Source organism: Mizugakiibacter sediminis (assembly GCF_000953855.2).
In the GTDB taxonomy this organism is placed as follows: domain Bacteria; phylum Pseudomonadota; class Gammaproteobacteria; order Xanthomonadales; family Rhodanobacteraceae; genus Mizugakiibacter; species Mizugakiibacter sediminis.
In genome coordinates this window covers 31,450-56,040 of the sequence record NZ_DF970222.1, presented here as the reverse complement: position 1 = coordinate 56,040, position 24,591 = coordinate 31,450, and the positions used below count along the sequence as shown (strand labels likewise).

The following is a 24,591-nucleotide window of genomic DNA, read 5'->3' as shown; positions in this document are numbered from 1 at the left end:
AGCGGTAGACGACGCCGAGCGGCGCCTCGCCGCGCAGCACCAGGTTCAGCGCCGCGCGCACGTCCTGCGCCGGTGCGAGGTGCGGCACGACGTCCCTCCACAGGCCGAGCGCCGTCAGCGCCTGCCTGGCGTAGCGGCCGGCCGGCACCGCGTCGGGCAGGGCGATGGCGAGGCGGCCGCCGTGCAGCGCGCCGGCCAGGTCCGCGCCCGGTTTCAGTTCGAGGTGCAGCGTCGACGCCGCCGGCGCCACCAGCACCAGCGTGTTGCCGAGCAGGTCGACGCGGCTGTCGGCGGCGATCAGCCCGCGCGCGGCGAGTTCGTCCATCCACGCCTCGTCCGCCGAGACGAACACCGCGGCCGGCGCGCCCTGCGCGATCTGCCGCGCCAGCTGCGAGCTGGCGGCGTAGACGCGCGTCGGCGCCGGCGTGCCCAGCGCGCCCGCGGCGGCGAGCGCGTCCAGCGCCGGCTTCAGGCTGGCGGCGGCGAACAGCATCGGCGGCTCGGCGGCGGCCGCGAGCGGCAGGGCGAGCACGAGCAGGAGCAGCAGCAGTCGCTTCGGCATGGTCCGGTCCTCGTCACCGGATGATAAGGCGCGGACGCCGTCCGCGGCTCGCCGCCGGAGCGGCGGCGGTCAGTAGCGCAGGTCCAGCGAGGCCATCGCGAAGTTCTGGCTGCGCGCGCGGCCGGCGCGGGCGAACGCGGCCGGCGCGAAGTGCAGCAGCGCCGTCTCGATCAGGACATGGCGATCGACGCGCCAGCTGCCGGCGAGCTGGGTCTGCGTGCCGATGCGGCGGCTCGGCGCGGCGTCGGCGGCGACCAACGGCGTCAGCGCCGGCGTGTAGGACGCGTCGCGCGCGCTGTAGCGCCACAGCAGCGCGTGGCTGAGTTCGAGCATGAGATCGCGCCGCGGCGTCACGCGCAGCGACGGCGCCAGGTCGATCAGGTTGGCCGCGGCGAACAGGCCGTTCTGGCCGAAGTAGGTGCCGGTGGCGTACAGCGGATTGAAGGTGCCGAGCGCGCCCGCGCGCGGATGGCGGTCGCCGCCGATCGCGTCGGCGCGCAGGCCGAGCCGCGGCGAACCCGGCAGGCCGCGCCACGTATAGCCGCCCTGGCCGTACAGCGCGAACGCGCGGATGTCGGCGTCGCGGAAGCGGCCGAGCTGGCCCGTGCCTTCGACGTCGGCATCCCAGGCGCCGCGCGTCGCCGTCCAGCGCGCGCCCAACGTGTGCCGCTGCTCTTCGCCTGTCAGGCCGGCGAACCGTGCCCGGCGATCGAGGAAGCCGAGGTAGTACAGCTCCAGCGCCGGCGCGCGCGTGCCGCGGGCGTAGACGCCCCAAAGCGCCTGGCTCTGGTCGCCGATGTCGTCCCAGGCGGCGGCGCGGGTCAGCACCGGGCGGGCGGCGAACGCGCGCACGTCCCAGGCGCCGCTCTCGAGGATGGCGGCGGCGCCGTCGAAGCTGCGGCGCGCGTTGGCGGTGTTGCGCACCGACACCAGGCGGCCGGCGCCGAAGTTCATCTCCTGGCGGCCGAGGCGCCAGGTCAGGCGGCCGCCGCCGGCGCGCATCGACAGGTCGACGAAAGCCTGGCTCAAGTCGGTGCCGTCGCGGTCGGTGGCCTTGGGCGCGCCATTGCGCGTGCGCGCCTGATGGTTGCCGAGCTGCACGAACGCGCGCGCGTGCGCGCCGAGGTGCAGGTCGGCGTGGGCGAGGATGCGCCGCAGCAGGTAGGCGTCGCGTCCGGCCGGCCCGGCGACGACGCGCGGCGGGTCGGCCGCTTCCTCGCGCAGGCGCAGGTCGGCGCCGAGCGACAGGTAGCTCGTGCGGCCGAACGGCAGGCACTTCGCCGCGGCGGAGGCGCGCGCGCCGGGCGCGCACAGCGCGGAGAAGTCGTCGTCGTAGCGGAAAGTCTTGCCGAAGCTGCCCGCGGCGGCGCCGGCGGCGGTGGCGGCGCACAGCGCGGCCAGCGCTGCCAGGTGTCCGATCGTCCTCATGTCGCGCTCCTCGTGGCGATGCGATGCGGGGCGGCGGACCTCGCGCGATCGGCGGGCGGCGCAGCCGGCGCGGATGCTGCCGCGCGCCGCGGCGGCATCAAAGCGACATATCGACGCACGCGGCTGACGCGCGCCGGGCGGACGTCAGCGCCCGGCCTTGCGCTGCAGCCACTCGCGCAGGGCGACGGCGTTGTTGTGCGCGGTGTCGGCCGCGGCGTAGACCAGGGTGACGCGCCCTTGCGCGAGCCGTTCGCGCAGCGGCGCCAGCGCCGCCGCGTTGGCGTCGAGCTCGGCGTGGTAGCGGCGGCGGAACTCCGCCCACTTGGCGGGATCGTGGCCGAACCACTGCCGCAGCTCGGTGCTGGGCGCGGCCTCGCGCAGCCACAGGTCGAGCTTCAGCGCGTCCTTCGACTTGCCGCGCGGCCACAGGCGGTCGACCAGCACGCGCGCGCCGTCGCCGCGCGCGGGTGCTTCGGTGGCGCGCTTGATCTGGATATCCATGTCGGCACTCCGGCGATGACCGGCCTGGCAGTGTGAACCTTCCTGCCGTGCGCGCAAACGCCCTTGCGCCGCGCGTGCGGAGCGGCACAATATTGGCGTTTCGCCTTCCTCGAACGCCCGCATGTCCCGCAAGATCGCCCTGCGCCGCTCGCCGATCCACGGCAATGGCGTGTTCGCCGTGGCCGACATCAAGGCCGGCGCCACGGTCGCCGTCTACCGCGGCCGCCTGATCACCCATCGCCAGGCCGACCGCCTGTACGCCGACGGCGCCGAGAGCGGCCACACCTTCCTGTTCACGCTGAACGACCGCTACATCGTCGACGGCAACGTCGGCGGCAACATCGCGCGCTGGATCAACCACGGCTGCGATCCGAACTGCCAGGCGTTCGTCGAGGAAGCCGAAGACGGCAACCCGCGCCACGACCGCGTGGTGATCGAGGCGCTGCGCGACATCCGCGCCGGCGAGGAGCTGACCTACGACTACGGCATCACCCTCGAGGTGCGGCAGACGCCGCGCCTGAAGGCGCTGTGGGCCTGTCGCTGCGGCGCGCGCAACTGCGCCGGCACGATGCTGAAGCCCAAGCGCGGCCGGCGCGCGGCCTGAGCGCCCGCGCCGTTCACCGCCGCCCGCGCGGCGCGAGCTGCGGCGGCACCAGGCGCCAGGTCAGCGCCACCAGCGCGAGGAAGGCGGTGTAGGCGACGACGAACGCCCACCACGGCGCGTCGATGTAGAGCAGGCGGTCAAGCCAGTGGCCGATGAAGCTGCCGCGATAGGTCGCCTCGCCGGCGCGTGCGCGCAGCGCCTGCTCCCACAGCGTCAGCGGGCACAGTTCGCCGAGCCAGGTCTGCGCGGCGATGAAGCCGGTCAGCGCGAGATGGGCGAGGCGCAGCCGCAGGCCGCGCACCCAGCGCCAGCCGCGCCGGCCGCCGAGCAGGAAGGCGGCTTCGCCCAGCACCACGAACGCCACCACCCCCGCGTGCGCGACGAGCAAGGCATCGGCCAGTGCCGAGGCGAGCGCGGGCGGCAGGACGGCGGACATGGCGCCATGCCGCCACGGCGGCGTCAGGGGGCGGCGTCGCCGTCGTGGCCGATGCCGAGCACCTCGACGGCGAGGTCGCCGGCCGGCCGTTTCCACACCACCGTGTCGCCGACGCGCGCGCCGATCAGCGCCCGCGCCAGCGGCGACACCCAGCTGATCAGGCCGTGCGCGGCGTCGGCTTCGTCCTCGCCGACGATGCGGTAGCGGGCGCGGCACCCCTCGGCATCGCGGACGTCGACGCTGCACCCGAACGCGACGCGCTCGGGCGGCCGCGACGGCGTCGCGACCACGATCGCGCCGCCGATGCGCGCGTCCAGCCAGCGCAGTTCGCGTTGCGCATGCGCCAGCGTCAACGCATCGGCGTCGCCGTTCTGCGCCGCCAGACGCTCGGTCTCGGCGCGCACGCGCTCGCGGCGCGCGCGCAGCAGCGCCAGCCCGCGCGGCGTGACGTAGTTGGGATGCGGACTGAGCGGCAGCTCCGGCAGCTCGGTCGTCGCATCCGATTCCTTGACGAAGGCACGACTCATCGCGGTCGCCACGGCGTCCTCCCCTGGAGATGGTGCGGCCGCAGCGGCGGCGCCGGCGGCGCGACCGGACCCGTGCGGTTCGAAATGAGCCATGCGGTTTCGGATGTCCCCGGCGGCGGCAACCACGGGCGTGAGTGCGGTTCGGCGCGCTCAGTGGCCGTCATCCGCGCTCTTGGCCGGGGCAGGCGCCGCGCTGGCGGCGCGCGCCGGCCCCATCATGCCCGGGCCCATGCCCTTGCCCGCGCCCGGTCCCATCATGCCCGGCCCCATGCCTCCGCCCATCGGACAGCGGCCCGCGGCCGGCATCTCGGGCAGGGTGACGCCGCGCTGCCGGGCGCGCTCCTGCATCTGCTTGTGGTGTTCGAGGCGGATCGCCTCGCGCTGTTGCGGCGTGGCGGCGGCGCGCATGCGCGCCAGATAGTCCGCGCGCTCCTGCGGCGTCATCAGCATGCAGCCGTAGATCGGCGCGGTTTCGCCGGCCGCGGGCGGCGCCTTGGGCGCAGGCTGCGCGAGCGCGGCGGCGGCCATGCCGAGCAGGGCGGCGAGCAGCATGGGCGTTTTCATCGCTGGGCCTCCGGCCGGAATCTGGTGCGAACACGCGGGTCTGCCCGGACGCGGCGTTGCGAGCCTGTCCGGCCCGCCGCGCCACCCGCTCTCCGCGGCAGGCGCGTCCGCGTGTCCGCTGAAGCGCATGGTCGGCGCGCGCGGCCGGGGCGATGTTGACCACGATCAACGAGGCGAACCGCGGCGCGGGCGGCGAGCGGGCGCGCGCCGCGCGCTCGGCGGGGGCGGGACGGTTCGCGCTACGGCGGCGCTCTCCGCCGCGATCAGTCTTCTTCCGGCTTCGGCCGGTAGGCCTCGGTGAGCTGCTTCTGCACCTGCGGCGGCACCGGCTCGTAGTGGCTGAACTCGATGGCGTAGCGGCCGCGGCCGCCGGTCATCGCCTTCAGCTCGGTCTGGTAGTCGACCACCTCGGCCAGCGGCACCTGCGCCCTGATCACCAGTTCGTCGCCGCGCAGCGTGTCGGTGCCGTTGATGCGCGCGCGTTTCGCCGCCAGCCCGCCGGTGACGTCGCCCATGTGCGCGTCGGGCACCGCCACCTCGAGGTTGACGATCGGCTCCAGCACCTGCGGGCGCGCCTTGGCGATCGCGTCGAGGAAGGCCTTGCGGCCGGCGCTGACGAACGCGACTTCCTTGGAGTCGACCGGATGCGACTTGCCGTCGTAGACGATCACGCGCACGTCCTGCATCGGATAGCCGGAGATCGCGCCGTGCTCGAGCACCTGGCGCACGCCCTTCTCCACCGCCGGAATGAACTGGTTGGGGATGGTGCCGCCCTTGACCTCGTCGACGAACTCGAAGCCGGCGCCGCGCGGCAGCGGCTCGATGCGCAGGAACACCTCGCCGAACTGGCCGGCGCCGCCGGTCTGCTTCTTGTGGCGATGGTGGCCTTCGGCCTTCGCGCTGACCGTCTCGCGGTAGGCGATGCGCGGCGGCCGCGTCTTCACCTCGACGCCGTAGCGGTCCTGCATGCGCTGCAGCATCAGCTTGAGGTGCAGATCGGAGAGGCCGCGCACCACCATCTCGTTCAGTTCCTTGTTGTGCTCGACGCGGAAGCACGGGTCTTCCTCGCCCAACCGCGCCAGCGCGGTCGCCAGCTTCTGCTCCTGGCCCTTGTGCGCCGGCTCGACGGCGAGACCGAACATCGGCTGCGGGAAGTCGAGTGGCTTCAGGCGGATCTGGTCCTCGTCGTGCGAGTCGTGCAGCACCGCGTCGAAGTGGATCTCGTCGACCTTGGCGACCGCGGCGATGTCGCCCGGGATCGCCTGCTCGATCTCGATGTGCTCCTTGCCCTTCAGCTTGAACAGATGGCCGACCTTGAACGGCTTGCGGCCGTCGTCGATGAAGAGCTGCGAATCGCGCCGCACCGTGCCCTGGTAGACGCGGAACACGCTGAGCTTGCCGACGAACGGGTCGTTGACGATCTTGAACACGTCGGCGATCACGTGCTTCGCCGGATCCGGCTCGGCGCGCGCCGGCACGGCGTCCTTGCCGCTGCCGCGCATGAACGGCGGCGGATTGCCCTCGGCGGGGTTGGGCAGCAGGCGCTCGGTCAGGTGCAGCAGCTCCTTCACGCCGGCGCCGGTGCGCGCGGAGACGAAGCAGATCGGCACCAGGTGGCCTTCGCGCAGGCACTGCTCGAACGCGGCGTGCAGTTCCTCGCCGCTCAGCGAGCTCTCGCCGGCTTCGAGGTAGCGGTCCATCACCTTCTCGTTGATCTCCACCACCTGGTCGATGATGCGCTGGTGCGCGATCGCCACGGTGGAGAAATCGGAAACGCCGGCCGGGCTGAAGAAGCAGTCCGCCACGGCCGTGCCGCCCTGCGCGGGCAGGTTGATCGGCAGGCACTCCGCGCCGAACTCGGCGCGCAGTGCTTCCACCACGCCTTCCAGATCGACGCCCTCGGCGTCGATGCGGTTGACCACCAGCAGGCGCGCCAGCCGGCGATCCTTCGCGTAGTCCATCAGCCGGCGCGTGCCGTATTCGACGCCGGCGGCGGCGTTGACCACCACGGCCACGGTTTCCACCGCCGCCAGCGCCGACAGCGTCGGACCGCGGAAATCGGCGTAGCCGGGCGTGTCGATCAGGTTGATGTGGCAGTCGGGAAGGTCGATCGAGGCGATCGCGGTGTCGATCGAGTGGCCGCGCGCGCGCTCCAGCGGATCGAAGTCGGAAACCGTGGTGCCGCGCTCGACCGTGCCTGCCGTCTGGATGGCGCCGCCGGCATGCAGCAGGGCTTCGAACAGCGTGGTTTTGCCGGCGCCTGCGTGGCCTGCCAAGGCCACGTTGCGGATCTGCGCGGTGCGGTAGGGCACGACCTGCCTCCTTTCGACGGATGCGAAGAGGTCGTCATGCACGTCCGCGCGGATAGCGCAGACCCCTCGCGCGCTGCGTTCGGGCGGGCGGTCATGGCGGAAGACGGCGCCGGCTACAATGGCGCCGTCGCCCCATAGCCTTGCCCCATGACGCCCCGCGGTCAAGCCAAGGGCACGCCCGCCGATGCGCCTCGCCCGCCGCCGCGCGCGCTGGTATGCGTGCACGGCGCCGGCGGCGGCGGCTGGGAGTGGCGCATCTGGCAGCGTGTGGCGGCGGCGCGCGGGCTGGAGGTGTTCGCGCCCGACCTGCGGCCGGCGGACGCAGGCCTCGCGGCGACGCGCTTCGCCGACTACCGCGCGCAGGTGCAGGACTGGTGCGCGCAGGCGGCGTCGCGCGGACCGTTCGCGCTGGCCGGCGCCAGCCTGGGCGGGCTGCTGGCGCTGGCGGTGGCCGCCGCGGCGAAGCCCGCCGCGCTGCTGCTGGTCAATCCGCTGCCGCCCGCCGGCATCGCCGGCATGCCGCCGCAGGCGCCGCGGCCGCCGCTGGTGCCGTGGGGGCGGCGGCGCTCCATCGACGGCACGCGGCGCGCGATGCCCGAGGCCGACGCGGCCGCCTGCCTGTACGCGTTCCGCCGCTGGCGCGACGAATCCGGCCGCGTGCTGGACGAGGCCGCCGCCGGCGTCGCCGTGGAAGCGCCGGCCTGTCCGCTGCGGGTGCTGGCCGGCGGCGCCGACGCGGACGTGCCGCCGGCGGTGGCGTCCGCGATCGGCGAGCGTTACGGCGGCAGCGTCCGCCTGCTCGAAGGCGCGGGACACCTCGGCCCGCTGCTCGGGCGGGGCGCCGCCGCCGTGGCCGCGGACGCGCTGGACTGGATGCTGCACGCGCACGATCCGTGATCCGCGCCTCATGCGCGCGGCGCGCGCGCGTGGCACCTTTGGCGCCCGATGCGCGGCGCCGTTGCCGCGCCGACTCGCACACCAGGGGAACCCCATGAAACGTTGCGCCATTTCGCTGGCCGTGGCCGCGTGCGTTGCCGCTCCCGCGCTCGCCGATCCGCCGCCGTGGGCGCCGGCGCACGGCCGCCGCGCCAAGCACGCCGAACACGAGGTCTATTACGACTACGCGCGCGTGGTCGAAGTGGTGCCGGTGCGCGCCGCGCCCCGCCAGCAGTGCTACGAGGTGCCGGTGCAGGAGCGACCGAACACCACCGCCGGCACGGTGCTCGGCGCGGTGATCGGCGGCGCGCTCGGCAATACCGTCGGCAAGGGCGACGGCCGCAAGGCGGCCACCGTGGCCGGCGCGGTGGTCGGCGGCGTGGTCGGCCACGAGATCGCCGCCAACCAGGCGCCGCGCGAGGGCTACCGGCGCGAGTGCCGCGAGGTCGCCGGGGCGCCCGCCGGTTACGAGGTCACCTACGAATACGAAGGCGCGCGTTTCCGCCGCCGGCTCGACTACGATCCGGGCACGCGCGTGCGCGTGCGCGTCGGCGACGACGTGGTGCCGGCCGGGCGCGACGACGACGACTGAGCGAGCCGCGCATCGCGGCAAGCGCCGTTCCGCGGGAAGACGAAGCGCGGTGGCGATCCGCGCCGCGAGAGGGTTTTCGCCGCATGGCCGGGCGTCGCCGGAGGCCGGAAGCCGCGCTCCTGCGTGACGGCTTCCGCAAGCTGAACACGCCGGCCGAACCTTGCGGCCGGCTTAAGCGCGAATTCAGCCGCCGCTGCCTAGCGTCGCGGCCGTGGCAATCGCGCCACGCGGCCCGCTTCGAGGTGGATCATGACCCGGATCGCGATTCCGTTCGCCGTCGCCGCCGCCATGACCCTGGCGGCGCCCGCGTTCGCCCACGACCATCACCACCACCGGCACGACCGCTACTACGTGGTCGAGGCGGCGCCGGTCTATCGGCGCGATGTCTACGTGTACGCGCCGCCGCCTCCGCCGCCGGTGGTGGTGCGCCGCGAGGTCGTGGTCTATGACGAGCCGCCGCCGCCGCGCCGCGTCTGCTGGGACGAGCAGGTCGGCGGTCGCACGGTGGCCTATCGCGACTCCAACGCCGACGGCACCCTGCTCGGCGCGCTGATCGGCGGCGCCCTCGGCAACACCGTCGGCAAGGGCGACGGCCGCACCGCGGCGACGATCGCCGGCGCGGTGGTCGGCGGGGCGATCGGCAACGACGTCGACCGCCGCCATACCGCCTATGCCTACGAGCCGGAAGTGGTGCGCCGCTGCGAGTGGCGCTGATACGTCCTTGTCGGCATTAATGTTTGTTTAGCGCCGCGGGCGTAAGCTTGCCCGCGGCGCGCCGCTGCGGGCGCGCGCACCGTCCTCGCATGCACGCGAACACCGCCCGCACTCCCGCGACCGAACACCATCGCTGGCAATCCCCGCTGCCACATGCGCACGCCGAGGTCGTCGTCTTCGACCGGCTCGGCCACGCCATGCTGCGCGAGATGGGCTGGCGGCAGCCGCCGCGCGAGCGTTTCCGGTTCTTGTTCGCGCTGCTGCTGGCGCTGCTGCTGCACATCGCGGCGCTGATCGGGCTGCGCGTCGGCATGCGCCCGCATCCGCTGCCGCCGGTGCCGGAGCGGCCGCCGGCGGACGTGATCGACGTGCGCCTGATCGAACCGCTGCCGCCGGCGCCGCCGGCCGAAGTGCCGCCGATCGAGGTGCCGCCGGCGCCGCGCATCCCGCAGCGGCCGCCGCGTGCCACCACGCCCAAGCCGCCGCCGCAAGCGCCCAACACGCTCAGCGCGACGCCGCCGCCCAGGCTGTTCGACGCGCAGGGCCAGCCGCTGGTGCCGCAGCAGCCGGCCGCCGCGCCCGCGCCGCAATTCCAGGCGCGCAGCTTCGAGGCGCCCAGGCTGATGCAGCACGACTCGCCGGTGAAGTACGCGCCGACGCGCTTCGAGCAGGACTGGGCGCCGCGCGACGAGAGCCTGCTCGGCGAAGCGGTACGCAAGTCGACGCTGGAGAAGCGGCTGATCAAGCTGCCCGGCGGCTACGCGGTGAAGTGCGCGTTGGTGCCGCTGGCGCTGGCCGGCGGCTGCGGCATCGCCGGGCCGGAGCAGTTGTCGTCGTTCAAGCGGCCCGAGGACGACCGGCAGAACCTCGCGCCGGCACATCGGCTCGCCGGACCCGACCCGAAGCCGGACGCCAGGGCCTGCGCGGAAGCCCGCGCCGCCGGCAGGCCGCTGGCGGGCTGTCCGACCGAGGCGCCGGCGTCCGCGGCCAGCGCCGCGCCATCGGCGGACGATTCAAAGTAGGCGCAGCAATTCCGGCAGCAGCGGCAGCCGGCGCACGCGCACCGTGGTCGCCGCGTACACCGCGTTGGCCAGCGCCGGCGCCACCGAGGGAATGCCGATCTCGCCGGCGCCCGCGGGGTCGGCGTCGGACTCGACGATCTGCACCTCGACCGCGCGCGGCATCGCCGCCATGCGCGCCAGCGGGTAGTCGGGGAAGTTCTTCTGCTGCACCTGGCCGTCCTTGACCGTGATCGCCAGGTTGAGCGCGGTGGACAGGCCGTCGATGGTGCCGCCCATCATCTGCGCCTCGACGCCGAGCGGGTTGATCGCGCGGCCGACGTCGACCGCGCACACCGCGCGGTGGATCAGCAGCCGCTCGCCCTCGACCGACACCTCGAAGGCGTGCGCGGCGTAGCCGCCGAAGGTGAAGTGGCAGGCGATGCCGAGGCCGTGGCCGTTGGTGCGGCGCTGGCCCCAGCCGATGCGCTCGGCGGCCAGCTTCAGCACGTTGGCGAGGCGGCCGGTGTCCAGCACCGGTCCGCCGTGGCTGCGATAGGGCAACCGGCGCGGCGCGCCGAGCAGGTCGAGGCGGAACTTCAACGGGTCGACCTTCAGCGCCGCCGCGATCTCGTCGATGAAGCTCTGCACGGCGAAGGCGTTGGAGACGTGCGCCGGCGCGCGCCAGTTGCCGCGCTTGACGCCGGAATCGAGCGCGTACCAGTCGTAGCGCAGGTTGGCGACCAGGCCGGCGGGCAGGTCGTCGGGATGGATCTCCGACTTCCACTGCTGGTCCGCGCCGCCGGCGCCGTTGCGCTTGGAGGCGCTGGCGAGCTGGTGGCGCCAGGCGATGATGCGGCGGCGGCGGTCGGTGGCCGCGCTCATGCGGTGCACGCCGCACGGACGGTAGACGTCGTGGGTCATGTCGTCCTCGCGCGTCCACATCACCTTGACCGGCTTGCCGACGCTCTTCGCCAGCAGCACCGCCTCGGCGACGTAGTCGTCCTCGAGCCGGCGGCCGAAGCCGCCGCCGATGCGCGGGAAGCGGATGTCGATCTGCGCCGGCGACAGGCCGGTGATGCGGCGCACCACCTCGAAGGCGCGGTCCGGCGTCTGCGTCGGCGCGACCACGACGGCGCGGTCCTCCTCGACGCGCGCCAGGCAGTTCATCGGCTCCATCGTCGCGTGCGCGGCGTAGGGCACGTAGTAGTCGGCCTGCAGCTTGCGGCCGAGCTTGAAGAACTTGTCGAAGTCGCCGTCGTCGCGCGCGCGCATGGTCGGCGCGCCGGCCAGCTTGTCCAGCGCCTGGCGTTCCAGCGCGGCGGTGCTCTCGTCCGCCCACTTGCCCGGCTTCCACGCCAGTTTCAGGCGATCGCGTCCCTGCAGCGCCGCCCAGGTGTCCTCGGCCAGCACGGCGACGCCGGGCGCCAGCGGCTGCTCGCCGATCGGCAGCGCGGGGTCGGGGCCGGGCAGCGGCAGCACCTTGACCACGCCCGGCACCTTCAGCGCCTCGCTGTCGTCGACCTCGGCGAGGCTGCCGTCGAGGTAGGGGCAGCGCGCGATCACCGCGACCAACGCCTCGGCGAAACCGTGATCGATGGCGAACTGCAGCGTGCCGGTGACGATGCCGTGCGCGTCGACGTTGCCCGCCGGCTTGCCGACCAGGCGGTACTGCGCCGGGTTCTTCAGCGGCAGCGGCTGCTTCGGCAGGTCGATGCGCGCGGCGTCCGCGGCCAGGTCGCCGTAGCCGGCACGGCGGCCGTCGGGCGCGATCACCGCGCCCGCCTCGGTGCGCAGCCGCTCGGCCGGCACGTTCCAGCGCCGCGCCGCCGCCTGCACCAACAGCCAGCGCGCGGCGGCGCCGGCCTGGCGCAGGTCCTGCCACGCCTGCGGCACGCTGGTGCTGCCGCCGGCGGACTGGTCGCCGTAGATGAAGCGCGGCTTGCCGCCGTCGTCCTCGACGCCCAGCGGCAGACCGAGCACGGTGACCTGCGCCCAGTCGGCGTCGAGCTCCTCGGCGATGATGCGCGGCAGCGCGGTGCGCGTGCCCTGGCCCATGTCCGGCGTGCGCGCGCCGATGATCACGCGGCCGTCCGGCTCGATGCGCACGAACGGGCCGATCTGGCTGTAGACGTCGCCGAGCAGTTCGACCGGCGTGCCGGTGTCCTGCGCCTCGGCGAAGCGCACGCCGACCACCAGCGCGCCGGCGGCGCCGGCCAGCACCTGCAGGAAGCGGCGGCGCGAGAGCCGCAGCGTGGCGCTCATGCCTTGCGCTCCTTCATCGCGGTTGCGGCGCGCTTGATCGCGGCGCGGATGCGCGGGTAGGTGCCGCAGCGGCACAGGTTGGTGATGCCGTCGATGTCCTCGTCGGTGGGCTCCGGCTTGCGCTTCAGCAGGTCCGCCGCGGCCATCAGCTGGCCGGCCTGGCAGTAGCCGCACTGCGCGACGTCCTCGTCGATCCACGCCTGCTGCAGCGCGTGCAGGTTGCCCTGCGCGTCGGCGAGGCCTTCGACGGTGGTGATGCGGCGGTCCTTGACCGCGGTCACCGGCGTGACGCAGGCGCGCATCGCCTGGCCGTCGACCAGCACGGTGCAGGCGCCGCAGGCGCCGATGCCGCAGCCGTACTTGGTGCCGGTCAGGCGCAGCACGTCGCGCAGGAACCACAAGAGCGGCATCGCCGGATCGCCGTAGTGACGGAAGCGTTCGCCGTTGACGACGACGTCGATGCCTTCGCGCTTGGGCTCCGGCTTGATCTCGCTGGGCGGCGGCGGTGCTTGCAGGGGCTGCTGTTGCATGGCGGTCTCCGGCGGACCGCCTGATTGTCGCACCGTGGGCGCGGGGCGGGAACGCCGGAGCGCAGGCGGATATGCGGCTGCGCCGCGGATCCGCCCTGCGCGCTCCGCATGTCACGTCGCCACGACGTCACGTCGCAGCGACGCCGCTTCCCCTTTCCCTTATCCCCGGCGCGGAGAGGGAGACAAGATCGGGTGGGCCGCCGTGCCGTGCGTGGAACGTGACGCGCTCACCGCGGCGCCAGCCGCCGCCACAGCCCATAGACCGGCACGCCGGCGCCGATGATCAGCATGCACATGCCGGCGTTGCGCGGAGTGGTGAACACCATCACCGCCACCACCGCCGCGACCGTGGCGACGAACACCAGCGGCAGCAGCGGATGCAGCGGCGTGCGGTAGGCCGCCGCCTCGTCGGCGCGCATGCGCCGGTACCAGAACAGCGTGGCGATCGCCGCGGCGTAGCCCAGCCAGTCGCCGATGGTGGAGTAGTCCAGCAACTGCTCGAAGGTGCCGCTCAGCGCCAGCGTCACCGCCCAGGCGGCGACCAGCGCCAGCGCCAGGTTGGGCGTGCGCCAGCGCGGATGCAGCTTCGCCGCGAAGCGGAAGAACAGCCCGTCCTCGCCCATCACCTGCAGCACGCGCGCGCTGCCGATCAGGGCGATGTTGCAGTAGCCGAAGGTGGAGACGGCGATGCCGAGCGCGATCGCGCGCGCGCCGTTGTCGCCGAACACGCGGCTCATCACCTCGGCGGCCGGCGCCGCGCTGTGCGCCAGGCCGTCGTGGCCCAGCGCGGCGAGGTAGGCGAGGTTGGCCAGCACGTAGCAGACCATCACCAGCAGCATGCCGAGGCCGAGCGCGCGCGGGATGGCGCGCTGCGGATCGCGCACCTCGCCGGCGACGGTGTTGACGTAGCTGAAGCCGCCGTAGGTGAACAGCACCGGCAGCAGCGCGCCGGCGAACGCCCATGTCGAAAGATCGGTGCGCGCCGGGTCGGGGCCGAGCGCGGCGGGCAGGTCGCCGCCGGCGAGGAACACGCCGGTGACCACCAGCGCCGCCACCGCCAGCAGCTTCAGCACGGTCAGCAGGTTCTGCGTGAAGGCGCCGGCGCGGATGCCGAACCAGTTGACGCCGGTGAGGAACACCATGGCGCCGACCGCCAGCGGCTTCACCCACGTCAGCGGCAGGCCGAAGCCGATGCAGGCGTACCGGCCGAAGATGATCGACACCGAGGCGATGCTGCCGGAGTAGTTGACCAGCAGCATGGTCCAGCCGAACAGGAACGCCGCCAGCGAGCCGAACGCCTCGCGCAGGTACACGTAGCTGCCGCCCGCCTGCGGCCGGCGCACGCCCAGTTCCGCGTAGCACAGCGCGCCGGCCAGCGTCAGCAGGCCGCCGGCGACCCACGCCGCCAGCAGCGTCCAGCCGGAGCCGGTGCGCTGCGCGATCGTCGCCGGATTGAGGAAGATGCCGCCGCCGATCACGCCGCCGACCACCATCATCGCGGCCGACCACGCGCCGAGGCGGCGCACGTAGCCCACGTCCTGCCCGACTTCCGCCTGTGCCTGCATGGGGGTCCCCGCTGTGCAGCGAGCCGCGAGCATGACCCAGGCCGGCGCGCGCTGTCGAGGCCGGAAGTTCGGGAACGCCGTCCGCCGATGCCCCTCGGGTGACCCCGATCAACGAGTGGCGCTTGCGGCGGTTGCGCCATTGTGCAACAACCGGAGGGTTTTCACGGGGAGCATGTGTATGCGCCGCACGTATCGTCACGCCCTGCTCGCGCTCGTCGCCGCTGCGGCCCTGCAGGCATCGCTCGCGCATGCGGCCACCCTGCTGGTGGGCGCGCGCATCCACACCATGGATCCGGCCCAACCGGAGGCCGACGCGCTGGCCTGGGACGACGCCGGCCGCATCCTCGCCGTCGGCACCGCGCCGGCGCTGGCCGACCGCTTCCCCGACGCGCGCCGCATCGACGTGCACGGCGCCACCGTGATCCCCGGCCTGATCGACGCGCACGGGCACACGCTCGGCCTCGGCATGGCGCTGCTGCAGGCCGATCTGGTCGGCGCGAACTCGAAGCAGGAAGTGATCGCGCGCCTCGAGAAGCACGCGGCGACGCTGCCGCCGGGCGCGTGGCTGATCGGCCGCGGCTGGGACCAGAACCGCTGGCCCGACAAGCATTTCCCCACCGCGGCCGACCTCGACGCCGCATTTCCCGACCGCCCGGTGTTTCTCGAGCGCATCGACGGCCACGCCGCCTGGGTCAACTCCGTGGCGATGAAGCGCGCGCTGAAACCGCTGGACGGCGACTGGCAGCCGGACGGCGGCCGCATCGAGCGCGCCGGCGGCAAGGCCACCGGCGTGCTGGTCGACCGCGCGGTCGAACTGGTCGGGAAGGCGATCCCGCCGATGGATGCCGCGCAGAAGCGCCACGCCTACCAGGTGGCGTTCGCCACGCTGGTGTCGGTCGGCCTGACCGGCGTGCACGATCCCGGCATCAGCCTCGACGACCTGCGCGTGCTGCAGGACATGGCCGACCAGGGCGAGTTGCCGCTGCGCCTGTACACGATGGCCGACGGCGACCACGCCGCGCTGGCCTGGCTGTGCGAGCACGGCGCCTACGCGCATCCGTCCGGGCGCCTGCAGATGCGCGCGCTGAAGCTGTACATGGACGGCGCGCTCGGCAGCCGCGGCGCCGCGCTGCTGGCCGACTACAGCGACGATCCGGGCAACCGCGGCATCCTCGTCACCGATCCGGACCGCTACCGCGAGATCGTCGCCCGCGCGCACCGCTGCGGTTTGCAGGTCGCCACCCACGCGATCGGCGACCGCGGCAACCGCCTGGTGCTCGATACCTACGCCGCCGTGCTCGGCAAGGATGCGACCACCACCGACCACCGCTGGCGCGTCGAGCACGCGCAGGTGGTCGCGTTGGACGACATCCCGCGCTTCGCCGCGCTGCACCTGATCGCCTCGATGCAGCCCACCCACGCCACTTCCGACATGCCGTGGGTGGAGGCGCGGCTCGGCCCCGAGCGCATCCGCGGCGCCTACGCCTGGCAGCGCTTCATCCACGCCGGCGTGCACATCGCGCTCGGCTCCGACTTCCCGGTGGAATATCCGAACCCGATGCTCGGCCTGTACGCCGCGATCACCCGCCAGGACCTCGCCGGCCATCCGCCCGGCGGCTGGTACCCCGACCAGCGCCTGAGCCGCGAGCAGGCCCTGGCCGGCTTCACCCGCGACGCCGCCTACGCCGCCTTCATGGAGCACGAGGTGGGCATGCTGAAAGCCGGCATGCGCGCCGACTTCCTGATCCTGCCGGCCGACCCGATGACCCTCGCGCCGCGCGCCATCGCCGACCTGAAACCGATGTCGACCTGGGTCGACGGCAAGCCGGTGTATCGCGCGCCCTGAGCGGGGATGCGCAAAAATCGTGCGGACGCGCCGCGGCGTGACCAGCGGCATGGGCGCCGCCCGACGACCGGCTGCGACGCTGGCGGAGGCCGAGAGACGGCCTTCGCGCGCCATCCCGGCGCGAAACGCGGAAGCAAGGCCATGTCCAGGATGCGTGCGACCACCGCCATCCTTCTGACCGCGGCGCTGGCGACCGCCGTCGCCACCGCCCGCGCCGACGAAGCGCCGGCCGCCACGCGCGCCGAGATCGTCTCGATCACCCGGGAACCGATGGACGCGCGCGCGTCCGGCAAGGCCGAGGTGCGGCAGTCGTGCTCGCCGACGACGCGGTGGTGGTCGACGAGTTCGGCCGCAGGCAGGACTGGATCGAGGCGGTGAAGAGCATCCCTGCCGCTGCGCGTCGACGCCGCCTATGCCGCGCTGCTGGCGGTGGATCGCGGCGCCGCCGGCGTCAACAACCTCGCCGAGGCGAACGCCTGCGCGTCGACGGAGAAGGCGCGCCGCGAACGCGGCCGGCGCGACGATTTCCGCCTGCCGGCCCGACCACCGGCGCGGCTACATCGAGAAATCGCAGGTGAGTTGCGTGGCGGCGCCGCCGTCCGCCGGGACGAGCGTCGGCGCGACGTCGCCCCAGCCGTAGTCGTGCGGCTCCAGCTTGATGCCCGCCTTGGCCAGCCGCGCGCGCACCGCGTCGGGCGGGTAGGGGAAGGTGACGATCACGCCGGCGATGTCGCTGTGGACGCCGCGGTAGATCGTCAGCCGCGACAGCGGCATGTCGTAGAGCTTCGTGTCCGCGACGGGAATGGTCAGCGCATAGGATTCGCCGGCGTCCTCGAACGTCGCCCTGCCGAGCGCCTTGCTCAGGCTGCGGCCGCCATCGGGATGCGCGAGCTTCGGCCGCTCGCCGGATTCGTCCACGTAGGCCGTGATCACGCGGTAGTTGGCGTCCGCGTCGTAGCTGCAGCCGTGCGCCATGCCGCCGTACACCGCGACCAGGTCGAGCGCGCTCGCCGGTGCGGCGGCGAGGAAGACGGCGGCGGCGCCGAGCGCCTTTATCGGCCTGTGCAACGGTGCGGTCATCGTTTCGTTTCCTTGCGCGTGTCGAGGCAGGCGGGCCGGCCATGCCGGCGGTCGCCCGCGAGGCCGAATGATGCTCGAAGCCGGGGCGCGAGCGAGCCGCCATCCGGGCGGTGTCGCGGCGCTTCCGTGGCCGCGGAGTGGCGGAATCCCACGTTCCCCGCTCAGTCGAGCCGCATCGTGCCTTCGATCACCGGCGCGCACGCGCCGCCGATCCACACGTTGCCGGCGTCGTCCACCATCACCTCGACGATGCCGTCGCGGCCGACCTCACGGCCCTGGCTGGCGCGGTAGCGGCGGCCGTAGCTTCCGAGGCCGCCGGTGGCGGCGAGCCAGGCGGCGATGGCGGCATTGGCGCTGCCGGTGACCGGATCCTCGGGGATGCCGTCGCCGGGACAGAACGCGCGCACGGCCATCGCGGCATCGCCGCCATGCGCGCTGCCGAACACGCACAGGCCGACCGCGTCGAGCCGTGCGCTCAGCGCGGCGATCGCGGCGTGGTCGGGGCGCAGCGCGCGCACCGTCGCCTCGTCGCCGAGATCGGCGACGATCCACCACGGGCCGTTGCAGACGTTGCGCGGCGCCGCGCCGACGGGTGTTGCGCCGAGCGCCGCGGCGATGGCCGGCGCCAGCGTCGGATCCTCCGCGGCCAGCCGCGCCGGCGGCGCCTGCACGTGGATGCGGCGCGCGCGGCCTTCACCTTCCACGCGCACCGGCAGCAGCCCGGCTTCGCATTCCTGCACCAGCCGCGTCTTGCGCGCATCCACCACGCCGGTCTGCAGCGCGACGAACGCGCTGCCGACGCTGGGATGGCCGGCGAACGGCAGCTCGCTGCGCGGCGTGAAGATGCGCACGCGGTAGTCGGCGCCCGTCTGCGTGGGCGGCAGCAGGAAGCTGGTTTCGGACAGGTTGGTCCACGCGGCGATGCGCTGCATCGTCGCCGCATCGAGCCCGTCGGCGTCGACGATCACCGCGAGCGGATTGCCTCCCAGCGCGCGGTCGCTGAACACGTCGAGCTGGGCGAAGCGGCGGGTGGTCATGGCGCGCGGTCCCCTTCGCTCAGTCAGCGATGCCCGGGTTCCCACCCGGGGTAGGCGGGGATGTGCGGGCCGTAGTCCAGCCACGGCACCTGGTCGGACGCCCAGATCTGGAATTCGGGCACCTGGCCCGGATCCTCGTCGAGCGTCGCCACGCGCAGGATCAGCATGTCGAGGCCCTTGCGCCGGGAGATCAGCTGCGAGCCGCAGTTGCCGCAGAAGTAGCGGTGCTTGCCCGGCGAGGATTCGTAGGCCCTGAGGCTTTCCTCGCCGGCCAGCCAGCGGAAGTGCTCCTGCTTCACGCACGCAGCGGTGTTGAACGCCGCCGCATGCGCCTTGCGGCAATAGCGGCAGGAGCAATGTTCGATGGGACCATCGAGCTGCGAGACTTCGTACTGGACCGTGCCGCACAGGCAACTGCCGCGCATGGGAAACCTCGGGTGAGAAAGGTGCCGAAGCCCGGGATTCTACGCGGTGGCTTCCAGGGAGCGCATCGCGCGCATATGCGCGGAGCAAGTGGGCTGCGAACAAACTGAGCCGACATGAACCGACATGCCCAGCAGAGGGCACGCCGCGATCAGACGGGCTTCGCGGGCTCAGGCCGACTCGCGCGAGCCCATTCCATGCCGGTGCAGTCTGCGCGCTTGATGGCCGTCCCCGAACTGTCGCGGTCACTTGCAGGGGAGTCCATATACGAATTGTTCGGGCGCAACTTGCGACACATCACTCGCATCCCACGCCATCATTGTCCCGGTCCAGCCGCGGAGCATAACCGGGATCGCCACGGCGAACGGGTGCGGCACCGGCAGCACGCGCTTCGGCGCAGCTGGCGAACGAGCGGCTGCCGCTCGCGGCGCGACCGGGGGCGCAAAGCTTTGGCGGGGCGCGTCCGAGCTGCGAGTTCCAGCACGACTCTCGCGGTGACAGTGGTACTCCCCGGTCTTGCGGTTGTTGTGGCAGCCCTCCGCATTGAGGCCGCCCGGGTGCGGCAGGGCAAGAGTCGGCATGGCGACTAGGGCCACGGCTGCGATCAGCTGGAGTGCGGAACGCATGACACCCCATTGCGCCCTAACATTCCCGCTCAGCGGCGCGCCGCTTGCGGCGCGTCCGCTGCTGCGGGTTGTTCGGCAGCCTGCATGGACGGTCGTCGGTGAATGAATTTGTCGCTCGACGATTCCTCCGCGTCGGATGACACGCGACTGACCGCCCGCTTTTCAACGAGCTGGGGTGCACGCTCCAATGTGCCAATCGGTTCGATACCCATCACCGTCAGGCGCTCAATGAGCTCGGCGAGCACTTCGTCCCTACGTAGCCGCCAAGTCGACGCGAAGCATCGCCAGAACGTCCAGCCGGCGCGCTCGAGCACGCGCTGGCGTGTCATGTCATGCGGCCAGCGGTCGGGGCCATGGAACTCGTCGCCGTCGCATTCGATGGCGAGACGCACGTCGCCCGCACCCTCGACGACCATGTCGATGCGATAGGCGCCTGTCCGCACCTGCGGCACCACGCGATAGCCTCGCTCCACGAGCGCCGAGTACACCTGCCGCTCGAATCCCGATTCGCACCGGTCGATGAGCATTTCGGCTTCCTCCTTGTCGGCGACGATGGGCTTGTCGAAGTACTTCAGCAGCGACATCCGTAAGTCCTTGTCCGACAGGTGCGAGGCGGTCACCGACCGCACAAGGTACATGCGATCGCGGGCGCGGCTGGCGGCGACGTTGAAGCGCTGCTCGAACATCGTGCCCGACAGCGCCTTGCAGTTGCCCGGGTCGACGACCATCGACAGGAACATGATGTCGCGCTCGCTGCCCTGGAAGGTGCGCGCATCGCCGCACTCGAACCGGCGGTGCAGCAGCTCGGCGGCATTGCACTTGCTGCGAACGAGCTCGTCGACGAGCTTGGCCTGCTCCATCCCCAGCAGTGACACGACCCCGAGCGTGCGGCCGGCAAAGCGTTCGTCGTCGAGCAGCGCGGCAACCTCGCGAGTGATGAACTCGGCTTCCTCGCGGTTGCAATCCCGCCGGTCGCGCAGTCCGCCTTCCACATACACGTCCACCAGCGGCGGGTCGATGCGCTCGGTGCTCTTCGGAATGCGTAGCGGCTGGATGGCGCCTTTGTAGAACATGCGATTGGAGTAGGCGATGATGGGCGGCACACACCGGAAGTGCTCGCGCAGCATCACTTGGCGGGTCGCGAAGACGCGCGCCGCCAGGTCGTAGAGCGACTTCTCCGGCGTCATTTCCTCCTTGAACGGCTGATCCGCCAAGAAGCGGTCGCGGAGCTCCTGGATGCGCTGCGCGGCGATGAAGCCACCGTCGGGCGAGACCTGTTTGTCGTCGCCCACGACCAGAATCTTCTTGCCGCGCAGGACGGCGGGCAGCGCCCACAGGTCGGACTGGCTTGCTTCGTCCACGATGACGAGATCGAAGGCGCCGATGTCGGCGGGCATCGACTCCGAGACTTTGGCGTGACTCATGATCCAGCACGGCACAGCCCCGGCCGCACTGGTCATGTGGTGCCGCGCATCACGCCGATAGCGCATGGCGTTGGGGCCCGTGCCCATTCCGATTTTTCGAATGGCCGTGGCGTAGCCCTGCAGCGCCTGCAACACGCGCGGCGTGGCATTGCGCTTGGTCTCCATCCAGGCCGCGCGCGCGACCATCTGCTTGTACAGCTTCGACAGCCTCTGCTCCAGGTCGCGCCTGCGCGCCGACAGGCTCAGGAGTTCCTTGCGGGCCTCGATCTGCTCGAGGTGGCTCTTCACCCGAGCCCAGGTCCACGCACGGCGCCAGGTCGCCGGAAACACCGTGTCTTCGCCGTGTTGTGGCACGGCGATGGAGCGAACACGCGCCGCGAGCTTGGGGGCGCCGTTGCGTTCGAGCCGGGCGGCCGCCTCACGCACGAAGGCAAGCTCCGGGTTCAGCCCCTGAGCGCGGCGCAGTTCAGCAATGAGCTGCGCGTAGTCGGCGGCAACACGTTCGGCAGCGAGCTCCTCCTTGCCGAGCGCCTTGTCGATGAACCCGAGCAATGCTTCTGACACCGGTCCCGACGCACCGGCGAGCTTGGCTTTCAGCGTCGAAAGCTGGGTTGCCGCGCGCGCCAGATCTGCCTTGGTCAGATGTGCCATCAATTGAGCGCGCACGGTGTCCAGCTCTTCCGATGTGCCGTTCAGGTGCTTCACCGGTGCCTGCGCAAAAACTTCTTCGGCCTTGCGCACGAGCACGACGTCATGGTGCGTGGCGAGACGATGTGCCTTGCGTGCCGCCGAGGCGACCATCTCGATGCGGCGCAGTTCAGTCACACCCCCCTCGAGCTTCGGTGCGGCGAGCGCCGGAGCGAACTGGTTCCAGCGCGTGACGAACGAAGTCACGCGCAGATGCAGGTCGAGGAAACGCCAGACATGCTGCCAATCGTCCGCGTCCGCTGGTGGCAAACCGGCAACCCTGATCTTTGCGACCGCATCCTTGACGTCGCCGTTACCGAACGACATGAGCCCGAACGGCCTGCCCGTTTCCGCGGCGCGCTGCACGGCTTCGCGAACCTTTGCGGATGTGACCGCCGCCGGCGGTACGTCCACCGGGCGCTTAAGGAAGGCGGCACGCGCTTGGGTCAGCGCCGCGATATCGTCGAAGAGCGCCTCCAGCGCGGCGCGTTCAGTGTGAAACGACGCCAGTCGGCACTTCCGCCGCAACTGATGCGGCCACGGTTCGCCCAGCTCGTCGATTCCGGCAAGAACACTGCGCGCGGATTCGATGTTCGCAAGCAGCTGCCGCGCCGCCTCGAGTACCTCCGGTGTCATGGCCTTCAACGGAGGCAAAGCTCCTTGGGCGACCTGCCGCCCGATTTCATGCATGCGCACCAGGACGTCGTGCAGTTGCACCACCTCGTCCGGCGCCAGCAGGTCGTCCGCCGCGGGAAGGCGCGCCTGGACGTAAACGAGGTCCTTACCGAGCTTGCGGCGCACCTCCCGCAAGCGTCCGGCTTCGTCGTCGGAAAGCTGCGGCGCGTGTTCCGGTGCGAGCGTGACCGCGTCGTCGAACCAACCGTGTTCGGCCTGCCCGCTGACGACCATCTCGGCGAGCTTCTGCGCGCGCATCGGCTGGCCGTCGATTTCGATCTCGGCGAGCTGTGCTAGCGCGATGTCGTCGACACGCCGGTCGATGGCCGCCAGCTCCGCATGCGCACGGTCTATCTGGCTCCTGCAGTGCTCGATTTCCTGATGCGTGAGTTCCGGGTTGAGCTGCGAGACCTTCGCCTGAATCGTGTTGATGGCGCTCTCGAACTGGCGCAGGCTCTCGCGGTCGCTGCTAAGCAGCGCCACCGTCAGTGGGCGGACTTCCTCGGGAATCTTTTCCTGCAAGACCTGCAGCGCGGGCTCGCCCTTCGACGTGACGAGCACCCGCCGGCCCGTGGCTAGGTAATGGCAGATGACGTTGGCAATGGTGTGGGTCTTGCCGGTGCCCGGCGGACCCTGAACGGTCACGCCTTCGGCCTGCTCCAGTTGCTGGACGATGGTGACCTGCTCCTGGTTGTACGGCAGCGGGAAGTAGAGTTCCCGCGCTTCACCGCCGCCTCCGCCGCCGCGGCTCGACAGGCCGCGAAACCGGATGTTGGCAAACGGCACCGGCGCGTCCGATGGAACCGTCACAAGCGCACCCGGGCCTTCGGGAATGTCGCAGCCTTCAACCAGGCGCTGTTTCAGGCGATGCAGGTCGTCGAGCAGGTAGTTGTTCGAACGCGGCCGTACGAATAGCGCCCATGCATCCGTGACGACAAGGTGCTTGCCGAGTGGCGGCACAACGCCATCGCCCTCAGGCAGCGGGCGATATTCGCCCTGACTGTCCAGATTGCCAGCGGCGAGTTTGAGCGCGTCGGTGTATGAACCCGGGTCGAACGGCGTGACCGGGCGTTCTTCGTTACGCACGAGTTGCTCGCGCGCGGTCCGTTCCACTTCGGTCGCATTGCGACCGAGGCACGCGGCAAACGCATCGCCCTCGTAACGCGTGTCGGTTGCCCGCGGTCGCAGGTACAGCGCCATCGTCGCCTCGTCGAGCCCGACCTCCATCTGCTGCGTCAGGAGCGGGTACTCGAAGTCGACAGCCGACACCTTGTCCTGTGACTCCTGCCACTTGAGCTGCCAGGTCGCGACACCCAAGCCCCACACTAGCTCAGTCGGGTGGGCGGTTTCGTCGGCTTCGAGCTGATGCTTGATGGCGAAGAGTTCGCCGTACAAGTCGATGCTCCGGCGCCGAGGCCTTTCGCCTTCGGACCACGCCTCCCACAGCGGCGTGTATTGCGCCAGCGCCTGCTCGAGTGCGACACGTTCACGCCGTTCAAGCTGCCCATGCTCATCCGGCTTCTTGCCGGCAAGCGCGGGCGCCAAGCTTGCCTTTAGCGCGGCTTCATCAATGGAGGGTCTTGCGCCGTTGGGGTCATCGCTGACGTGAATGAGCCCCTTGACCTTCTCGTCGAGCACAGGCGGTTTGCTGGCCTGCAGCCTTTCCACGCGCAGCCAAACGTGGTCGCCTTCGACATTGACATCGAATTCGACGCCGGGCAGTCCTGCCAAGTCGGCGCGCCGCTTGAGGAAACCCTTGGCGTTAGCCAGTCGGAACGCGCGCGGATCGATGTCCTTGGCCTGCTCCTCGATGTAGTCGAGGAGTCGAGTGAGTAGATCGCGCGGATTCACGCCACCACCGCCCCCATGGATGCTCAAGAGATCAAGTACATCAACATCCCACTTTCCCGCAATCTTGCCCGCCTGATGGCTGCCCAACGCCTGAATTAAGCCGCGCGGCGAAGCGGCGTCGGCTTGGATGACGGAATAGACTCCCCCCGCGTCACCACGGCTTCGTTGAGCCAGACTGATATTTTCAGGACACGGGGCGATTAAGCGGCAGCCTGCGCCCGTGTCGACGAGGGTGTCAAGACCGCTTCCGGGTGCTTTTCAAGCGCCTGCGCGCGGGGGCGTCGCTTCGTCGGTTGCGGCCGGCCGCGTTATCCGGCGATTCCGCGGTGACAAGACTTATCGCCCCGAAGTCGTCGGATAGGCGGCGCGCGCGTGCCGTGCTTCGCGCGCGTGCCTGTCGGCGCCGCT

The 24,591-nt window shown here is 71.7% G+C and carries 22 protein-coding genes and 1 pseudogene; 7 read left to right on the top strand and 16 right to left on the bottom strand.

Going from position 1 to position 24,591, the window contains the following annotated elements; all coding sequences use genetic code 11:
• The 3 genes from modA to MBSD_RS10335 all read right to left on the bottom strand — a co-directional run.
• Positions 1 to 562, bottom strand: a 562-nt coding sequence (gene modA, locus MBSD_RS10345) for a molybdate ABC transporter substrate-binding protein (protein ID WP_062537255.1), incomplete at its 3' end; no start/stop codon positions are given.
• Between the two features lie 69 nt (positions 563 to 631).
• The gene (locus tag MBSD_RS10340) at positions 632 to 1,990 is read right to left on the bottom strand and encodes an alginate export family protein (protein WP_062537254.1); all 1,359 of its coding nucleotides are present in this window, start codon (positions 1,988 to 1,990) and stop codon (positions 632 to 634) included.
• A 144-nt stretch (positions 1,991 to 2,134) separates the two neighbouring features.
• Positions 2,135 to 2,491 (bottom strand): DUF488 domain-containing protein, encoded by a 357-nt coding sequence (locus MBSD_RS10335; protein ID WP_062537253.1) that lies wholly within the window; start codon positions 2,489 to 2,491, stop codon positions 2,135 to 2,137.
• 121 nt (positions 2,492 to 2,612) lie between these two features.
• On the opposite strand from MBSD_RS10335, the gene MBSD_RS10330 reads away from it, so the two are divergent.
• Positions 2,613 to 3,095 carry an SET domain-containing protein gene (locus MBSD_RS10330; RefSeq protein ID WP_062537252.1) on the top strand — a complete coding sequence of 161 codons (483 nt, stop codon included), beginning with the start codon at positions 2,613 to 2,615 and terminating at the stop codon, positions 3,093 to 3,095.
• A 13-nt stretch (positions 3,096 to 3,108) separates the two neighbouring features.
• Here MBSD_RS10330 and MBSD_RS10325 read toward each other — a convergent pair whose 3' ends face one another.
• From MBSD_RS10325 to fusA, 4 genes are all read right to left on the bottom strand, one after another.
• A complete protein-coding gene (locus MBSD_RS10325) occupies positions 3,109 to 3,531 on the bottom strand; it encodes a DUF2784 domain-containing protein (protein WP_062537251.1) in 423 nt (140 codons plus the stop codon).
• Between the two features lie 23 nt (positions 3,532 to 3,554).
• Positions 3,555 to 4,058, bottom strand: coding sequence for a GreA/GreB family elongation factor (locus tag MBSD_RS10320; protein ID WP_062537250.1), 504 nt, complete (start codon positions 4,056 to 4,058; stop codon positions 3,555 to 3,557).
• A 150-nt stretch (positions 4,059 to 4,208) separates the two neighbouring features.
• Positions 4,209 to 4,622 (bottom strand): hypothetical protein, encoded by a 414-nt coding sequence (locus MBSD_RS10315; protein WP_062537249.1) that lies wholly within the window; start codon positions 4,620 to 4,622, stop codon positions 4,209 to 4,211.
• A 263-nt stretch (positions 4,623 to 4,885) separates the two neighbouring features.
• Entirely contained in the window at positions 4,886 to 6,934 is a 2,049-nt protein-coding gene (gene fusA / locus MBSD_RS10310) for an elongation factor G (protein ID WP_062537248.1), read from the bottom strand.
• A 147-nt stretch (positions 6,935 to 7,081) separates the two neighbouring features.
• On the opposite strand from fusA, the gene MBSD_RS10305 reads away from it, so the two are divergent.
• The 4 genes from MBSD_RS10305 to MBSD_RS10290 all read left to right on the top strand — a co-directional run bounded on the left by MBSD_RS10305 (position 7,082) and on the right by MBSD_RS10290 (position 10,198).
• Complete coding sequence (locus MBSD_RS10305; protein WP_062537247.1) at positions 7,082 to 7,831, top strand: alpha/beta fold hydrolase; 750 nt, start codon at positions 7,082 to 7,084, stop codon at positions 7,829 to 7,831.
• Positions 7,832 to 7,925: 94 nt separating this feature from the next.
• A complete protein-coding gene (locus MBSD_RS15890) occupies positions 7,926 to 8,462 on the top strand; it encodes a glycine zipper 2TM domain-containing protein (protein WP_062537246.1) in 537 nt (178 codons plus the stop codon).
• Between the two features lie 249 nt (positions 8,463 to 8,711).
• Positions 8,712 to 9,176, top strand: a complete 465-nt coding sequence (locus MBSD_RS15955) for a glycine zipper 2TM domain-containing protein (RefSeq protein ID WP_062537245.1) — start codon at positions 8,712 to 8,714, stop codon at positions 9,174 to 9,176.
• A gap of 89 nt (positions 9,177 to 9,265) precedes the next feature.
• Positions 9,266 to 10,198, top strand: a complete 933-nt coding sequence (locus MBSD_RS10290) for a hypothetical protein (protein ID WP_062537244.1) — start codon at positions 9,266 to 9,268, stop codon at positions 10,196 to 10,198.
• Here the strand turns inward: MBSD_RS10290 and MBSD_RS10285 are convergent.
• From MBSD_RS10285 to MBSD_RS10275, 3 genes are all read right to left on the bottom strand, one after another.
• Positions 10,190 to 12,439, bottom strand: coding sequence for a xanthine dehydrogenase family protein molybdopterin-binding subunit (locus tag MBSD_RS10285; protein WP_062537243.1), 2,250 nt, complete (start codon positions 12,437 to 12,439; stop codon positions 10,190 to 10,192). The two genes, MBSD_RS10290 and MBSD_RS10285, sit on opposite strands and share 9 nt — an antisense overlap.
• Entirely contained in the window at positions 12,436 to 12,969 is a 534-nt protein-coding gene (locus MBSD_RS10280) for a (2Fe-2S)-binding protein (protein ID WP_114693251.1), read from the bottom strand. Before MBSD_RS10280 ends, MBSD_RS10285 begins: the two co-directional genes overlap by 4 nt.
• A gap of 227 nt (positions 12,970 to 13,196) precedes the next feature.
• Positions 13,197 to 14,534 (bottom strand): APC family permease, encoded by a 1,338-nt coding sequence (locus MBSD_RS10275; RefSeq protein WP_062537242.1) that lies wholly within the window; start codon positions 14,532 to 14,534, stop codon positions 13,197 to 13,199.
• Positions 14,535 to 14,712: 178 nt separating this feature from the next.
• On the opposite strand from MBSD_RS10275, the gene MBSD_RS10270 reads away from it, so the two are divergent.
• Entirely contained in the window at positions 14,713 to 16,380 is a 1,668-nt protein-coding gene (locus MBSD_RS10270; protein WP_062537241.1) for an amidohydrolase, read from the top strand.
• A gap of 141 nt (positions 16,381 to 16,521) precedes the next feature.
• The gene (locus MBSD_RS10265) at positions 16,522 to 16,758 is read left to right on the top strand and encodes a hypothetical protein (RefSeq protein WP_062537240.1); all 237 of its coding nucleotides are present in this window, start codon (positions 16,522 to 16,524) and stop codon (positions 16,756 to 16,758) included.
• A 177-nt stretch (positions 16,759 to 16,935) separates the two neighbouring features.
• Here the strand turns inward: MBSD_RS10265 and MBSD_RS10260 are convergent, their stop codons facing one another.
• The 6 genes and pseudogenes from MBSD_RS10260 to MBSD_RS10240 all read right to left on the bottom strand — a co-directional run bounded on the left by MBSD_RS10260 (position 16,936) and on the right by MBSD_RS10240 (position 24,183).
• Entirely contained in the window at positions 16,936 to 17,460 is a 525-nt protein-coding gene (locus tag MBSD_RS10260; protein WP_062537239.1) for a hypothetical protein, read from the bottom strand.
• Positions 17,461 to 17,621: 161 nt separating this feature from the next.
• On the bottom strand, positions 17,622 to 18,497 hold the full coding sequence (locus MBSD_RS10255; RefSeq protein ID WP_062537238.1) for a PhzF family phenazine biosynthesis protein: 876 nt from the start codon (positions 18,495 to 18,497) through the stop codon (positions 17,622 to 17,624).
• Positions 18,498 to 18,520: 23 nt separating this feature from the next.
• Positions 18,521 to 18,922: a GFA family protein gene (locus MBSD_RS10250; RefSeq protein ID WP_062537237.1), complete on the bottom strand. Its 402-nt coding sequence runs from the start codon at positions 18,920 to 18,922 to the stop codon at positions 18,521 to 18,523.
• Positions 18,923 to 19,217: 295 nt separating this feature from the next.
• Positions 19,218 to 19,421 (bottom strand): excalibur calcium-binding domain-containing protein, encoded by a 204-nt coding sequence (locus tag MBSD_RS15940; RefSeq protein ID WP_343192908.1) that lies wholly within the window; start codon positions 19,419 to 19,421, stop codon positions 19,218 to 19,220.
• A pseudogene (locus MBSD_RS15935) lies at positions 19,421 to 19,501 on the bottom strand (YHYH domain-containing protein); the annotation flags it as partial. The gene MBSD_RS15940 and the pseudogene MBSD_RS15935, both read right to left, overlap by 1 nt.
• A 74-nt stretch (positions 19,502 to 19,575) precedes the next feature.
• Positions 19,576 to 24,183 (bottom strand): AAA domain-containing protein, encoded by a 4,608-nt coding sequence (locus MBSD_RS10240; RefSeq protein ID WP_201797481.1) that lies wholly within the window; start codon positions 24,181 to 24,183, stop codon positions 19,576 to 19,578.
• Positions 24,184 to 24,591: the final 408 nt, after the last annotated feature.

What these genes read in the sequence shown, in the direction of transcription:
- MBSD_RS10335 (WP_062537253.1), bottom strand. Translation starts at nt 2,491, where the DNA reads ATGGATATCCAGATCAAGCGCGCCACCGAAGCACCCGCGCGCGGCGAC.
- MBSD_RS15955 (WP_062537245.1), top strand. Translation starts at nt 8,712, where the DNA reads ATGACCCGGATCGCGATTCCGTTCGCCGTCGCCGCCGCCATGACCCTG.
- MBSD_RS15890 (WP_062537246.1), top strand. Translation starts at nt 7,926, where the DNA reads ATGAAACGTTGCGCCATTTCGCTGGCCGTGGCCGCGTGCGTTGCCGCT.
- MBSD_RS10275 (WP_062537242.1), bottom strand. Translation starts at nt 14,534, where the DNA reads ATGCAGGCACAGGCGGAAGTCGGGCAGGACGTGGGCTACGTGCGCCGC.
- MBSD_RS10315 (WP_062537249.1), bottom strand. Translation starts at nt 4,622, where the DNA reads ATGAAAACGCCCATGCTGCTCGCCGCCCTGCTCGGCATGGCCGCCGCC.
- MBSD_RS10290 (WP_062537244.1), top strand. Translation starts at nt 9,266, where the DNA reads ATGCACGCGAACACCGCCCGCACTCCCGCGACCGAACACCATCGCTGG.
- MBSD_RS10255 (WP_062537238.1), bottom strand. Translation starts at nt 18,497, where the DNA reads ATGACCACCCGCCGCTTCGCCCAGCTCGACGTGTTCAGCGACCGCGCG.
- MBSD_RS10320 (WP_062537250.1), bottom strand. Translation starts at nt 4,058, where the DNA reads ATGAGTCGTGCCTTCGTCAAGGAATCGGATGCGACGACCGAGCTGCCG.
- MBSD_RS10260 (WP_062537239.1), bottom strand. Translation starts at nt 17,460, where the DNA reads ATGACCGCACCGTTGCACAGGCCGATAAAGGCGCTCGGCGCCGCCGCC.
- MBSD_RS10280 (WP_114693251.1), bottom strand. Translation starts at nt 12,969, where the DNA reads ATGCAACAGCAGCCCCTGCAAGCACCGCCGCCGCCCAGCGAGATCAAG.
- MBSD_RS10265 (WP_062537240.1), top strand. Translation starts at nt 16,522, where the DNA reads ATGTCCAGGATGCGTGCGACCACCGCCATCCTTCTGACCGCGGCGCTG.
- MBSD_RS10325 (WP_062537251.1), bottom strand. Translation starts at nt 3,531, where the DNA reads ATGTCCGCCGTCCTGCCGCCCGCGCTCGCCTCGGCACTGGCCGATGCC.
- MBSD_RS10305 (WP_062537247.1), top strand. Translation starts at nt 7,082, where the DNA reads ATGACGCCCCGCGGTCAAGCCAAGGGCACGCCCGCCGATGCGCCTCGC.
- MBSD_RS10270 (WP_062537241.1), top strand. Translation starts at nt 14,713, where the DNA reads ATGCGCCGCACGTATCGTCACGCCCTGCTCGCGCTCGTCGCCGCTGCG.
- MBSD_RS10330 (WP_062537252.1), top strand. Translation starts at nt 2,613, where the DNA reads ATGTCCCGCAAGATCGCCCTGCGCCGCTCGCCGATCCACGGCAATGGC.
- MBSD_RS10285 (WP_062537243.1), bottom strand. Translation starts at nt 12,439, where the DNA reads ATGAGCGCCACGCTGCGGCTCTCGCGCCGCCGCTTCCTGCAGGTGCTG.
- MBSD_RS10250 (WP_062537237.1), bottom strand. Translation starts at nt 18,922, where the DNA reads ATGCGCGGCAGTTGCCTGTGCGGCACGGTCCAGTACGAAGTCTCGCAG.
- MBSD_RS10340 (WP_062537254.1), bottom strand. Translation starts at nt 1,990, where the DNA reads ATGAGGACGATCGGACACCTGGCAGCGCTGGCCGCGCTGTGCGCCGCC.